The organism is Candidatus Enterococcus murrayae (assembly GCF_017315985.1).
GTDB lineage: Bacteria > Bacillota > Bacilli > Lactobacillales > Enterococcaceae > Enterococcus_A > Enterococcus_A murrayae.
The window spans coordinates 48,880-62,144 of sequence record NZ_JAFLVR010000021.1; the positions used below are offsets into that span (position 1 = coordinate 48,880).

A 13,265-nucleotide genomic window follows, 5' to 3' on the forward strand; every position below is an offset into this window, starting at 1 on the left:
TTTCCTCCTATAACTTGTACTCATTCATCACCGCTTGATAATCCTCGATTGAATTGGTTGCTGCTAAACGTTCTATCAACCCCTCTGTCATCAATAATTCAGACAAATTTTGGATATTTTCCATATGCTCTTCCGCATTTTTAGCTGCCAAAGTAAAGAACAAAATGGCTGATTTATCTTCTTCACTCTCAAATTGAATTGGTTCCAACATTTTAGTAAATGAGATAGCTGTCCCGAACACCCCGCTACTCTCTTCAGAAGAGTGAGGCATCGCCACTTGTGGCACAATAACGATATAGGGGCCATGTTCTTCAACACAATGAATGATTTCATCCACATATGTTTGATCAATCAGTTGTTTATCTAATAGTAATTGACAGCTTTCACTGATTGCTTCTTTCCAATCAGTGATTTTTTTATCGGAATATTTTACTAAGTCATTATCGAAAAAATATTTCAGCATGCTATTTACCTCTTTTCTATAAGAATGAAGGGAATGGTGTATCATTATCCACAGAAAATGCATCATCAAACCCACGATAAAAATTGAACTCCATGTCATCTTTATTCGTTGGGTAAGTGAATTTACCACCCACTTGCCAGATATACGGTTTGAAATCATACTTCAAACGATCCTTTTTAAATTTCCATATTTCGGTGATTTCTTTCGGATCGGCCATGAAGTTTGCCCAAATATCATAATGAACAGGAATGACTACTTTGGCATTCAATGATTCAGCCATTCGCAGCATATCAACCGATGTCACTTTATCGGTAATTCCACGAGGATTTTCACCATAGGCTCCTAAACAAACATCGATTTTATGCTCGTTCCCATGTTTTGCGAACATATTAGAATAATGAGAATCACCTGCGTGATAAAGGTTGCCACCGGATGTTTCAAATAAATAGTTCACAGCAATCTCATCCATGTCTTGCGGCATTTTGTCCTTTAATGTTACTTCTGGATCTTCACAAGTAACTAATGCAGTACGATCAAAGGCTTCCAATGCAACGACCTTAATATTTTTGATGTTCACTTCATCACCAGGCTTAACGATGATCGTTTTTTCTTCAGGTATTCCCCACTTCAACCAAGTATTTACAACTTCTTTCGGTCCGACAAATTTCGCGTCCGGACAATTTTGATGCACAGCTGCAGCAGTATTAATATCTAAATGATCCGAGTGAATATGAGTAACTACTAAAGCGTCTACATTTTTGACTGCAAAAGGATCAATTACAAATGGTTGCGTTCGTAAATTCGGCTGCATTTTTTGAACACCGCTCATGCGCATCATTTGATGACCTTTTTTCATCATACCGTTTCCATGACTGCGCTTGCCTGTGCCACACCATAAATCACACAAAATATTAGTTCCTTCATGACTCTTTAGCCAAATCCCAGTGCAGCCTAGCCACCACATCGCAAACGTTCCTTCTTTTACTTCTTCTGTTTCGATTTCTTCGTTCAAATATGTGCCCCATTCAGGAAAAGTAGATAAAATCCAACTTTCTTTTGTAACGTCCTTGACTTGTTTATTCATTATAATTGCTCCTCACATAAATTTGATATGACTTACATTTAAATCATAAGGTGTAACAAGAGTTATGAAAACCCTTTTATATGACCTTTTACTTTTTATATGATCTTCTTTGCGATCTTAATGATTTTCTTAGTATAATATGATTAGTCAAAGAGTTTTAAATGAATGTTTCGCTTCAGGAAAATCATTTATCTAGAAAGAGCATCATATAGGAGGTAACATAATGAAGAATTCACTGGTCAATATCGACAAGCGCCAAAGGGACATTTTGGAACTGCTCCAGCAAAAAGAACAGATGACGGCTCTCGAGTTGGCTGAGGCTTTAAACGTTTCAATCAGTACGATCCGTAGAGATTTAAACTTATTAGAAGAAAAAAATGAGATTATTCGTAATTATGGCTATTGCTCCTATAATTATGAAAATAAGACGGACTTTGATCAATCCGGACCAGAAAGACTAAAACAGGCCATCGCACGTGAAGCTAGTAAATACATCAATGATTATGACACCGTATTCATTAATTCAAGCTCTACTGCTTTGAAAACGCTTGAATTCGTTCGCTCCAATCATCTGACAATTGTTACTAACAATGTCAAAATCAATTATTCTCCTCATAAAGAAAATTGTAACTATATTCTGACTGGCGGGGAAATGCGCTTCCCGAAGGAGGCCTTAGTTGGTGATATTGCTTTAAACACTATTTCTTCCATGAATGCGGATATTTGTATCATCGGCTGCAGCGGAGTAAACATTGAGAGCGGCGTGACTACAAAAATATTGAATGAATCAACCATTAATGAAATGATGATTAATCAAACATTTAAATGTAAGATTTTAGTTGCCGATCATCGCAAAATTGGTTTAACATCGAAATTTAAAATTGCTGATATTTCGGTTTTTGATTATCTAATTACTGATCAATTTTGTTCCGAAAAAGTCTTAAACGAGATCAGAAATACTGGTGTAAAAGTCATTCAAATCGAATAAATAGAAAAAACAGGAGACAAAATCACTGATGCGATTTTGTCTCCTGTTTTTCCATTTTTGATCAGCTTTCTTTTCTTGTATTGCTGACTAAGGGATAGTTTCTTGAAATTGACTGCCAATAAGGTGATTCCTACTTCGTTTCTTCCTTTGTCTATTCCTCGAACAGACAAGCGTGTCCAATTTAAGCAAGCCTTCAGATGACCGAAAGTTGATTCTACATCAATTTTGCATTGGGCGTAGATTGATCTGGTTTCTGGTGCTGAAAGCAGTGCACGCTGTTTGGCTTTAAAGTATTCTAGCGTTGGATTCACTACCGATGAGCTCTAGTTGTTTTAGATGAGAAACATCATTTGAATGCAAAAGTGATAACTAATTAGCACCGAAATTGTTTTTCCCTAAAAGTTTGAATCACTGTTTTAAGGAAAATATGACTCCAATAAATTCTTTTCATTTAGAAAGTTATTTAAAGTGTCGCATATGCATTTGGTGTATTCTCTTTTAAACAAAACATTATTGTTCCTGTGACTCCTTTCGTCAAAAAATGTTTTGAATTTAAAAAAACTGACCATCAAAAAATGATGATCAGTCTACATAGCATATTTATTGATCGGGACTAAATATAGCATTTAGTTTTTCAGCAGATGCCTTTGGTTCACGATCCCAAGTAAGGAGTCCGCAGATTTCTGTTTCTGTATCGGTTAATTGTGTGTAGCAAAAACCTTCTATTATCGGACTTTGTTTATATATATTGATCACTTTTCTAATTTCCTCGACGAAATCTTCTTCGTTTGATACGTTTGGTTCAACGTTCATCCCTAGTCCTAAGCGATAGTTGATTCCACCCATTTCTGTACACATTACTGGCTGTCCTTCATACTTATATCCTGGACAGAACAGAAATTTTCGGCCGCATAATCCTGGCATATCAGCAATAATTTTGTCGACACTACTGTATCTTTCTGCTAAGGAGATTTCGTCACTGGAATAGTCATGTACTGTGAACAGATCAGATTGACAATGCTCCCAGCCATCATTTGAAATGACTGGACGAGTATCATCGACTGACTTGGTTAAATAGTACAAGGTTTGAGCATGAGCCTGCTGCTTTTTTGAATGATAGATATCAGGAACTCCCCAACTTTCATTCAATGGAACCCATGCAGCAATACAGGGATGGTTATAGCCTTGCTGAAGAACCACCTTCCATTCATCGACCATTTGATAGGCGTATTCCTCTGAGTAATCATAGGCCGCCGCCATCTCGCTCCAGACTAATAATCCATAATAATCACAGAGGTACAAATAGTTGTTTTCACTACTCATCATGTGTTTTCGAACGCCATTGAAACCTAGTTTTTTGATCCACTGTATGTCATTTTCCAAAGCCTCTAAGGATGGGGCAGTCAATATGGAATCAGGAAAATATCCTTGATCCAGCACTGATGAAAAAAAGTAAGGACGATTATTCAGACAAAACTTATTGTTCTCGATACTGATTTTTCGCATACCGAAATAACTGTAAACAGTATCCACTAACTGATTATCAACGTCGAGTTCAAGCTTTAGATCGTACAAGTTGGGGTGTTCGGGAGACCACCAGTTTCCAAGCCCATGATCATTAAAATCGTCAATACCAACACAGAATTTCAAATACTTACCACGCGCCCAATGAGATTCCTTGGCAATAATTCGATCATCTAGTGTGAGTTCGAGTGTTAAGGTGAACGAATCTGATAGTGCAGCTTCTTCGCTAAAGTGAAGTTCTACTTCAACTTCCTTTTTGTCAATATCAGGGGTCAAACGGATCGTTTCAACAGAATACAGATTCTTATCCTCCAGCCAAACATCGCGCCAGATACCAGTCATTTGCGTGAACCACATCACTTCCGCTGTTTCTTTCCAATATTGTTTTCCACGAGGAATCGTCATATCTTCAAGCGAATCCTCCACTCGTAAAACTAGGAGATTCTCTTCTTCTGTTAGGAAAGAGGTGAGATCAAATGAAAATCGACTATTTCCACCAACATGTTTTCCAACATAAGCACCGTTGACCCAAACTGTCGTCCTATAATCTACCGCTTCAAAATGGATAATATTTCTTTGATCATTTACAGCCTTTTTGTTCAGTGTCCGCTGATACCAAACGACTGGACAAAACGTTGTCTCATGAATACCACTGCGTTCACTTTGATAAACAAAGGGCACTTCAATCTTATGAGTAGGCTTGAATCCCTTGTTCCACTCCTGTAACAAACCTTCCCTCAATAAATCAAAACGAAAATCCCAAGTGCCATTCAAGTCAGTCCAACTAGTCCTTCTAAATTGAGGGTTAGGGTGCTTGATTAATTGTGCCATATTCTCCACCTACTTCATTTGATTGATCTTAGCTAACAACTCTAGTGCCAGCTTTGGTTCTCTCTCCATTGTAAGCAATCCATTGACCTCCTGCTCTAAATCATTGAACTGCGTATAACAATATCCTTGCAGCAATTCAGAGGCTTGAATTGTTGAGATAATCGTCAAGACTTTTTCTTCAAACTCTTTGGATGTACTCGCTCCTGAATAGCCCCATGAAGCGTTATCTTCATTTGTTTCTTCAAAAGCAATACCACCAAATTCACTTAAAATCATCGGTTCTTCGTCATAGCTATAATCACCGACATAGATTCTTCGACCTTGTGGCCCTTCTAAAACAGCTGATACGGAGGTATACCGTTCTTTAAGTTTCTCTATATCCGCATCATAATCGTGGATCGTACAAATATCGGAAATCGTGTGCTCCCAGCCGTCGTTTGAAAGCACTAAACGTGTCGGATCAAGTGCCTTCGTTAAATAATACATCGTATTTGCAAATGACTGCTCCACGACTGAATTTTTAATCTTTGGCACTCCCCAGCTTTCGTTTAACGGCAACCATACACATATTGATGGATGGTTGAAGTCGCGCTTCATGGCCTGTTGCCACTCCTGCAGCAATTCTTCTACTGAACGCCTACTGAAGGAATAGGCATTCGGCGCTTCCCCCCAGACAACCAAGCCTAATTTATCACACCAATATAGAAACCGTGGATTTTCATATTTTTGATGTAGTCGAACACTATTGAAGCCCATCTGTTTGATTAGCTCTACATCTTTTTTTATTTCCGCATCACTTTTCGCCGTCATCAGAGAGTTTGGATAATACCCTTGGTATAGGACTGATTTTGTATAAAAAGGCATATGATTCAAACAAATCAGCTGATGCTCAATAGAGACGGTTCGCATGCCAAAATAGGAGGTCACTCGATCAACTTCTTGTTCATTGACCAATAAGACAAGCTCCACATCGTATAGATTGGGATGTTCTGGACTCCACCAATAGCCGTAGTGATGGTCATTAAAATCAGGGATTTCAAAATCAACCGTCATTGAATGTCCCTTAATAATCGATGTCGAATCGACAATAACTTCATTGCCACGATAAATCCTTATTCCTAATTTGGCATTGGTGGGTGCTTGTACCTCTGTCGAAATATTCACGGTATTTTCAACTGTATCGGGAATATAGCAAACTGAATCAATATAATCTTTTTCTGTAAATTCCAACCAGACAGTTTGCCAAATACCCGTCGTTCCCGTATAAAAAATACCTTCTGACTTTCCTTTGAAATTTTGTTTCCCACGAGGTAAATGTTCGTCATAGCTATAGTCCGTCACGCATACATCAATTTTAAGCTGACGATCCTCCTGAATTTGATTTGAAATATCAAAGGAAAAAGGAGTATGCCCACCTTTGTGATCCCCACAATATTGACCATTTACCCAAACTTGGGTGTAATAATCACTCGCACCAAAATGAAGCAGGATTCTGGGTGCATCGACTTCTTCCAAAATAATCATTTTGTTATACCATACACAGTCATGAATATCCTGAGAATTGATCCCACTTTCCTCTGATTGGTAAACGAAAGGAACAGTGATTTCCTTGCTGTAGTCGTGAGTCTCATACCACTTGTGTTTAATTCCGATCCTTTGATCATCAAAATCAAAGGACCATGGACCATCTAAATCTAACCATGCTTTTCTTTCAAATTGGGGACGTGGGTAAAAATCCATTTGAGAACAACTCCTTATTCTATCTCTGCATTACTGATTTCTTTTTTTAGTTTCTTCTGCATGTTTGCAGTAGTTTTATCAATGTCTTGTTTTCCATTTAACAGATTTTGTGTTTCATCCTCTAAAATGTCGTTTAATTGAGCTGAAATATAGGGAACATCAGCATCAACCAGCTGCTTTCCTTTTGTCAATGAATCTAATAAAACAGGATACATCGGATTACTTTCCATTACTTCTCCGCGTTCGTAATTCGACTGACGAACAGGGTCCATCGTATGCTCCACCTTTAACAACTCAGCATCCTTAGAAGTCACAAACTCAATAAATTTGTAGGCCAACTCATCCTCTTCAGAATGATTTGTTACCGCGATTGACCAGCCACCTAGAACCGGAGAACTTCCTGGTGTTACAGCGAAACCGACTTTATCCTTGATTTTAGATTTGTCATCATTGATCGAATTGATCAGCCCTGGCCATTGCTCCATCATTAAAGCTTTTCCTTCAACAAACATCGCATTGGCTTCGTCCCAACCTAATTGAGTCCATTCCTTTGGAGCATAGTTTTTTAGTTCCATCATCGTTTCCATAGCTTTTTTCGTACCATCATTATCGACAGTTGCTTGATTATCCTTTGAAATAACTGTTTGTTCACCTTCACGGTTCATCCAGATTGCTCGACTGTTAGTTGTTGATCCCATACTGATATAGCCATAATCTATAGGCGAATCCGCATTTTTTGCTTTCGTAAAGTACTTGGCTACTTCGACCATTTCCTCATTCGTCGTTGGTACTGCTAAATCCTTGCCTGTTTTTTCTTTGTAGGCTGCCTTTACTTTTTCGTCCTCAAAAATGTCTTTTCGATAGAACAGCATCTGTGTGTCTGGTTTGTATGGGAATGCATATAATTTCCCATCATATTTACCATATAGATCTAAGATAGAAGGAATGAAATCATCCATATCTAATTCAGGATCAGCTACCTTTTTATAATCATCCAGCTTCTTCAAATAACCCGAAGCCGCATAGGAATGAATATTGGCTACAGGCATCAATACTGCATCAAAGGTATGGCTCGTACTTAAATCCAATTGAATTTTCTCTTCATCATTACCGGCAGGAAAACTTTGGACTTCCACTTTTGCTCCAGAAGCTGCTTCAAAATACTTAGCCGCTTCCTTCAACGCTGTTTCATGATCTCCAGTTCGAGTTGCGACCGTAATTTTTTTCCCTTTGTATTGACCCTCTAGCGTACCTGAAGCATCAAGGTTTTCCAATTTAATACCGAATTTTTCGGGTGTCTTCAATTCCACCGGTTCAGAACTCTTGGCACTCTCTTTTGTTTCTCCTCCTCCGCCACAGCCTGAAATAACGACTAATGACAAAAGAACTGTACAAAGCAAACCAATCTTTTTCATAATTTTTTACCCTTTTACCGCTCCTGCGGTAATTCCTTTCTGAACATATTTTTGGGTTGTTAACGCTAAAATGAACGCTGGGATCATCGCGATCGTACCTGCCGCAGCGAGTAGGCCAAATGGTGTATCCTTCTGAAGCTGCACCATTCCGCTGATTCCTACAGGCAATGTCTTCGTACTATCGTTAAACAATAAAACCAACGCTGTACCAAACTCATTGTATGAAGCTAAAAAGACTAATATGGAGATAACGACTAAACCGGGTACAACTAAAGGTAAAGCAATTCGCCAATAAATCTGAAATTCCGTACAGCCATCAATTTTGGCGGATTCAAATATTTCATCCGGCAGCTCATCAAAGAAACTCGTTGAAAGCCAGATAGCTAGCGGCAAGTTGGCAGTAATATAGACGATCGTCAAGCCAAGCTTGGAATCCAATAAATGAAGCTGATTGAAAATAATGTAATAAGGAATCATGTATACCAAGCTTGGAATCATCCGAACGGCGATCACTAATAATAGTGACAGCTTCTTGCCTCTAAAGTTAAAGCGAGAAAAGCCATATCCTGCAAAGCTGGCAATAATCAACGTGATGATCGTTGTAGAAATAGAGATCGATAAGCTGTTCCAGAAGAACTGTCCCATGTTATTCTCTGCGATCACCTGTCGAAAATTTTGAAAGCTTATCTTAGACGGAATAAATTCTGGCGGGATGACCATAATTTGACTTGGCTGCTTCACTGCTGTCGTGATCGTCCAATAAATTGGAAAAAGGAAAATAATCGAAAAGATGACGAGGAGCACCAATGATAGTGGAAATTTTTTCTTTTTCATTGCTATTTCACCTCCTCTTTTCGCGTCAGCATTAGTGTTGTTATGGATACGATCGCAATAATAATGAAGAATATGATTGCCGCTGCCGAACCTCTACCCACATCCATGTACCGAAAAGCCATCTTATACATCATCGTGCCGATGGATTCCGTTGTTCCGCTGGGTCCACCATCCGTCATGATCATGATCGGATCAAATACCTTCAGTGAATCCATCAATCGTAAAGAGACTACTAAAGAAATAAAGTTGCGAATCAATGGCAGGGTAATCTTTCTAAATGAAGTAAAAGCACTCGCTCCATCAATTAAAGCACTCTCGTACAGCTCATCTGGTATGGTGGTCAAGGCGCCTAAGAAAATCAACATACAAAAAGGGATAGACCCCCATGAATCAATGATGATAATCGCTAACCGAGCAGGTAAGGTCTCACCTGTCCAAGAAACTGCCGAGGCATTAAACAGCTCAATCAAATAATTGATTGGACCGTAGACCGCACCAAACAATATCTTCCACATTGTACTCGAGACAACAGGGGCAACCATCATTGGTAAAATCAAAAAGCTCTTCAATAGGCGAACGCCACGACTCTGTTCGGAATTGGTTAGCAGCACCGCTAAAAGCAGTCCAATTCCAACTGAAATGGTCACCGCAAACAAACTGAAAATTAATGTCCAGCTGATTGATTGGACAAACGCCTCATCTTTAATAACGCTTACATAATTTTCGATTCCAATGAATCGGGCACTGCCGTTTGGCATGGTTAGCTTATAATTGCGAAAACTTAAAAAGATCGCATAGACTAATGGAACAATTGCCAAAAAGAAAATAAATATCATGGATGGTGCAACGAATATCAAATGCAGTGTTCGATTCACTTTCCTTTTTATATACTCCATAAGACGCCCTCCTTATTCTTGACTCCATATTAATATAAAAAAAAATATTGATATATACTATATTTAGTATATTTTAAACAGGTAGTTTCCTTTATACTTTGTTTAGAAAAAATAATTGAAATCGAGTGATGCTCATGAAAAAAAATATTCCATTATATAAGCAAATCGAAGAGAGCTTCATCCAACAAATCGAGCACGGACAATTAAAAAAAGGAGATCGAATCCCTTCCGAAACAGAAATTGTCTCCCAGTTCCACGTCAGTCAGATTACTGCCAAGAATGCTCTAAATAATCTAGCTGAAAAAGGCTATGTGAAACGTATTCGCGGAAAAGGAACCTTTGTCGATTTTGAAAATGTAGAAAAGAAAGAACGGATCATCGGATTCATCTTTACAACCATGAAAACAAGTATCGACCGTCAACTGCTAAGCCATTTAGAAGCTTTCGCTAGAAAAGAAAAATTACGTTTCTTCTTTGGTTTATCTCGAGAATCAATGGAAGAAGAAATCAATCTGATTCATTACTTTATCGAATGCGGCGTAGAGGGTCTGATCATTTTTCCAACGGAGTCAGAGAACTATAATGAAGATATCTTACGATTGCACCTCGAAAAATTTCCGTTGGTGCTAGTCGACCGTTACTTTAATAAGCTGGGAATTACCAGTGTGACTTCTGATAATTTCAGCGCCGGCTTTAAACTTGCAGATATGGTCATACAAAAACGATTCAAAAAATTTGCCTTTATCACAACCGTCGAAGAAAATTCCGCGACAATCGATCGTACAAAAGGAATTGAATGCGCTTACGTAAAAAATCAAATACCCATTGATAAAAATCTTTGGTTATTCGTTCCATCAACGATTGAATCCAATGAATCGCTGATTGCTTTTTTAGAGAAGAACAAGCCTGATGTCGTTATTACGGTAAATGCCCATCTGTCAAAACTGATCCATGATTATACAGAGACAAACAATATCTTTCATTTATCCTTCGATAATCCAGCGGGATGCAACTATTACATCGAGCAGGACGTCGAGGAAATCTCACGACTAGTCATCGCTAATTTGAAAAAACTACTAAACGACGAAACCTGTGATCCAACGCTTACCTTCGTTCCGACGATGCTTTCGAAAGGATCGTTGTCTTAAGAAGAACACATTGAAAATCAAAATTATTTGTAAAGGGATATTAATAAGAAGAAAAGAGGGAAAAACATGGTGGAATTAGCTTTACAAAACGTCTATAAAAAATATGACAATAGTACCCATTACTCAGTGACAGATTTCAACCTCCAGATCAAAGATAAGGAGTTCATTGTCTTTGTCGGACCATCTGGCTGCGGAAAATCAACCACCTTGCGGATGATCGCCGGTTTGGAGGATATTTCAGAGGGAGAATTTCTGATCAATGGAAAGAAAATGAACGATGTCGCACCAAAGGATCGAGATATTGCAATGGTCTTTCAGAATTATGCCCTTTATCCTCATATGACCGTTTACGACAATATGGCCTTTGGCTTGAAGCTGCGCAAGCTAGATAAAGCAGATATCAAACAGCGCGTCGATCATGCGTCTGAAATTTTAGGACTAACTGAGTACCTAAACCGCAAGCCAGCTGCTCTATCCGGCGGACAAAGACAACGCGTCGCTCTCGGCCGTGCGATCGTCAGAGACGCCAAAGTCTTCCTAATGGATGAACCCTTATCTAACCTAGATGCGAAGCTTCGTGTTGCCATGCGTGCAGAAATCGCAAAGCTTCATCAACGGCTCGAAACAACAACAATCTATGTTACCCATGATCAGACAGAAGCCATGACGATGGCTGATCGTATTGTCATTATGAAAGACGGAATCGTTCAGCAAATCGGGCCTCCTCAGCAGGTTTATAATGCACCAGAAAATATTTTTGTCGCAAGCTTTATCGGCTCCCCTGCCATGAATTTCTTTGAAGTAACCCTTTCAAATGGCTACTTAGTCAACAATTCGGGGATTCGCTTAAAAGTCCCTGAAGGAAAATATAAAGGATTGGTGGAAAAAGGCTATGATAATCAAGCTGTAACCTTCGGGATTCGTCCAGAAGATATTCACGCAGAACAAGTTTTCATCGACTCCACCCCAGAAACAGTAATCAAAGCTGAGGTTGTCGTCTCTGAATTATTAGGTGCTGAAACCATGCTTTACGCACGTTCAGGCGATTCAGAGTTTGTCTCAAAAGTAGACGCCCGAGATTTCCATAATCCTGGCGCCATCGTCGAGCTGGGATTGGATCTGAATAATAGTCATTTCTTTGATCCTGAAAGTGAGCTGACCATTCAGGTGTAAATTGTGTTTAGGCTGGTGGTGCAAAATACTATCAGCCTTCTTGTATTATTGGTTATAACAGCTTTCATTAAACTCTCCCAAAAGTATATTCGAGTATTAGACAATTAAATAAAAAGAAATAGAGCTGTCACCATTTTTAGGTTGCTGACAGCTCTATTAGAAGGATATTTTTCAATCTAGATTTCTCTATTTCCAAGTCCTACTTCACAAACGGCAATACATCCTCCGCTAACTGATCAAAATCCAACTGATTGACTTCTTCGATTTGCTGAATCATTTCTTTGGGCAAATTAGGATTCATTCCGCCACAGATCGCCGCACTGATTGCTCCGATCGTATCTGTATCCCAACCAAGTGAGGCACTTAATTGTGCAGCTTTCAATGGATCACCCTTTGCTAATTCGACAATCACAAAGGAACTTGGGATCGTTTCGATCGTCTCCATACCTGTCCCGATCTCTTCGTACAAACGTTGCAAAATGACGTGTTCATCCGTTTCCTGTCGCAGGATCTTTCTTGCTTGATTCATACGGAAGGTTAAGGATGCCGCAGGAAAGTCGTACCCGTATTCTTTCGCTGCTTCGATAGCATCAAAGGCTACTGACCAGATTTCTTCGATGGATCGTCCCCCTCGAACAGTATAGCTGATAGCCGCCGCTACAGCGCTAGCTCCCGCAATAGCGATTTTTGTGTTGTGGGTCGGCAGGCAGATTTCCGCGACATTTTTCACTAATGAAGGCAGGTCACGATAATCACTGATTAGTCCAATCGGTGCAATCTTCATGGATGCGCCATTTGTAGTCCCTGTGACGCCAGTCTCTTCAATGGGCACACCTTGAGCGATTTTCTCCAAAGCCTTTAGTGTCGATGGTCCTGAAACGAATGCCGAAACAGGAGAATTATCATTCCATTCCCGCAGCTCTGCAATGTAATCTTCCACACGAATCTGTCCCTGATTTTTCTTGATTAGGGTAATCTTTATCTTTAATTTAAAAATGAACTGCTATTATTTATCTATGCTTATCCATATAGTAAGCACCCGGAACATATAAGACACCTAGGATAATTGTAAAAAGAAGAACCTTCCAATTGAAAATGAATACTCCATTGATAAGATATTTTGAGATTACATAGATTCCCATTATTAAAATGTAATTCCTAATATATTT

The 13,265-nt window shown here is 39.0% G+C and carries 12 protein-coding genes; 3 read left to right on the forward strand and 9 right to left on the reverse strand.

Going from position 1 to position 13,265, the window contains the following annotated elements; all coding sequences use genetic code 11:
* Positions 1 to 7: 7 nt before the first annotated feature.
* Together JZO85_RS09930 and ulaG are read right to left on the reverse strand one after the other, a co-directional pair.
* A complete protein-coding gene (locus tag JZO85_RS09930) occupies positions 8 to 463 on the reverse strand; it encodes a PTS sugar transporter subunit IIA (protein WP_207108363.1) in 456 nt (151 codons plus the stop codon).
* Positions 464 to 479: 16 nt separating this feature from the next.
* Positions 480 to 1,547, reverse strand: coding sequence for an L-ascorbate 6-phosphate lactonase (gene ulaG, locus JZO85_RS09935; RefSeq protein WP_207108364.1), 1,068 nt, complete (start codon positions 1,545 to 1,547; stop codon positions 480 to 482).
* 223 nt (positions 1,548 to 1,770) lie between these two features.
* On the opposite strand from ulaG, the gene JZO85_RS09940 reads away from it, so the two are divergent.
* Positions 1,771 to 2,535, forward strand: a complete 765-nt coding sequence (locus JZO85_RS09940) for a DeoR/GlpR family DNA-binding transcription regulator (RefSeq protein ID WP_207108365.1) — start codon at positions 1,771 to 1,773, stop codon at positions 2,533 to 2,535.
* Here JZO85_RS09940 and JZO85_RS09945 read toward each other — a convergent pair.
* The 6 genes from JZO85_RS09945 to JZO85_RS09970 all read right to left on the reverse strand — a co-directional run bounded on the left by JZO85_RS09945 (position 2,523) and on the right by JZO85_RS09970 (position 9,775).
* Entirely contained in the window at positions 2,523 to 2,846 is a 324-nt protein-coding gene (locus tag JZO85_RS09945; protein ID WP_207108366.1) for a transposase, read from the reverse strand. The genes JZO85_RS09940 and JZO85_RS09945 overlap by 13 nt on opposite strands.
* Before the next feature lie 289 nt (positions 2,847 to 3,135).
* Positions 3,136 to 4,890, reverse strand: a complete 1,755-nt coding sequence (locus tag JZO85_RS09950) for a glycoside hydrolase family 2 protein (protein ID WP_207108367.1) — start codon at positions 4,888 to 4,890, stop codon at positions 3,136 to 3,138.
* A 9-nt stretch (positions 4,891 to 4,899) separates the two neighbouring features.
* Positions 4,900 to 6,630: a glycoside hydrolase family 2 protein gene (locus tag JZO85_RS09955; RefSeq protein ID WP_207108368.1), complete on the reverse strand. Its 1,731-nt coding sequence runs from the start codon at positions 6,628 to 6,630 to the stop codon at positions 4,900 to 4,902.
* Positions 6,631 to 6,644: 14 nt separating this feature from the next.
* Positions 6,645 to 8,045 carry an ABC transporter substrate-binding protein gene (locus JZO85_RS09960; protein WP_207108369.1) on the reverse strand — a complete coding sequence of 467 codons (1,401 nt, stop codon included), beginning with the start codon at positions 8,043 to 8,045 and terminating at the stop codon, positions 6,645 to 6,647.
* A gap of 6 nt (positions 8,046 to 8,051) precedes the next feature.
* Positions 8,052 to 8,879 carry a carbohydrate ABC transporter permease gene (locus JZO85_RS09965; protein WP_207108370.1) on the reverse strand — a complete coding sequence of 276 codons (828 nt, stop codon included), beginning with the start codon at positions 8,877 to 8,879 and terminating at the stop codon, positions 8,052 to 8,054.
* 2 nt (positions 8,880 to 8,881) lie between these two features.
* Positions 8,882 to 9,775 (reverse strand): carbohydrate ABC transporter permease, encoded by an 894-nt coding sequence (locus JZO85_RS09970; RefSeq protein WP_207108371.1) that lies wholly within the window; start codon positions 9,773 to 9,775, stop codon positions 8,882 to 8,884.
* Between the two features lie 134 nt (positions 9,776 to 9,909).
* Here JZO85_RS09970 and JZO85_RS09975 point away from each other — a divergent pair, with 134 nt between their 5' ends.
* Positions 9,910 to 10,923 carry a GntR family transcriptional regulator gene (locus tag JZO85_RS09975; RefSeq protein ID WP_207108372.1) on the forward strand — a complete coding sequence of 338 codons (1,014 nt, stop codon included), beginning with the start codon at positions 9,910 to 9,912 and terminating at the stop codon, positions 10,921 to 10,923.
* A 66-nt stretch (positions 10,924 to 10,989) separates the two neighbouring features.
* Positions 10,990 to 12,096, forward strand: a complete 1,107-nt coding sequence (locus JZO85_RS09980) for an ABC transporter ATP-binding protein (protein WP_207108373.1) — start codon at positions 10,990 to 10,992, stop codon at positions 12,094 to 12,096.
* Between the two features lie 199 nt (positions 12,097 to 12,295).
* Here the strand turns inward: JZO85_RS09980 and JZO85_RS09985 are convergent, their stop codons facing one another.
* Complete coding sequence (locus tag JZO85_RS09985; RefSeq protein WP_347401797.1) at positions 12,296 to 13,093, reverse strand: ADP-ribosylglycohydrolase family protein; 798 nt, start codon at positions 13,091 to 13,093, stop codon at positions 12,296 to 12,298.
* Between the last annotated feature and the right edge of the window lie 172 nt (positions 13,094 to 13,265).

What these genes read in the sequence shown, in the direction of transcription:
- JZO85_RS09950 (WP_207108367.1), bottom strand. Translation starts at nt 4,890, where the DNA reads ATGGCACAATTAATCAAGCACCCTAACCCTCAATTTAGAAGGACTAGT.
- JZO85_RS09970 (WP_207108371.1), bottom strand. Translation starts at nt 9,775, where the DNA reads ATGGAGTATATAAAAAGGAAAGTGAATCGAACACTGCATTTGATATTC.
- ulaG (WP_207108364.1), bottom strand. Translation starts at nt 1,547, where the DNA reads ATGAATAAACAAGTCAAGGACGTTACAAAAGAAAGTTGGATTTTATCT.
- JZO85_RS09955 (WP_207108368.1), bottom strand. Translation starts at nt 6,630, where the DNA reads ATGGATTTTTACCCACGTCCCCAATTTGAAAGAAAAGCATGGTTAGAT.
- JZO85_RS09960 (WP_207108369.1), bottom strand. Translation starts at nt 8,045, where the DNA reads ATGAAAAAGATTGGTTTGCTTTGTACAGTTCTTTTGTCATTAGTCGTT.
- JZO85_RS09965 (WP_207108370.1), bottom strand. Translation starts at nt 8,879, where the DNA reads ATGAAAAAGAAAAAATTTCCACTATCATTGGTGCTCCTCGTCATCTTT.
- JZO85_RS09980 (WP_207108373.1), top strand. Translation starts at nt 10,990, where the DNA reads ATGGTGGAATTAGCTTTACAAAACGTCTATAAAAAATATGACAATAGT.
- JZO85_RS09930 (WP_207108363.1), bottom strand. Translation starts at nt 463, where the DNA reads ATGCTGAAATATTTTTTCGATAATGACTTAGTAAAATATTCCGATAAA.
- JZO85_RS09940 (WP_207108365.1), top strand. Translation starts at nt 1,771, where the DNA reads ATGAAGAATTCACTGGTCAATATCGACAAGCGCCAAAGGGACATTTTG.
- JZO85_RS09975 (WP_207108372.1), top strand. Translation starts at nt 9,910, where the DNA reads ATGAAAAAAAATATTCCATTATATAAGCAAATCGAAGAGAGCTTCATC.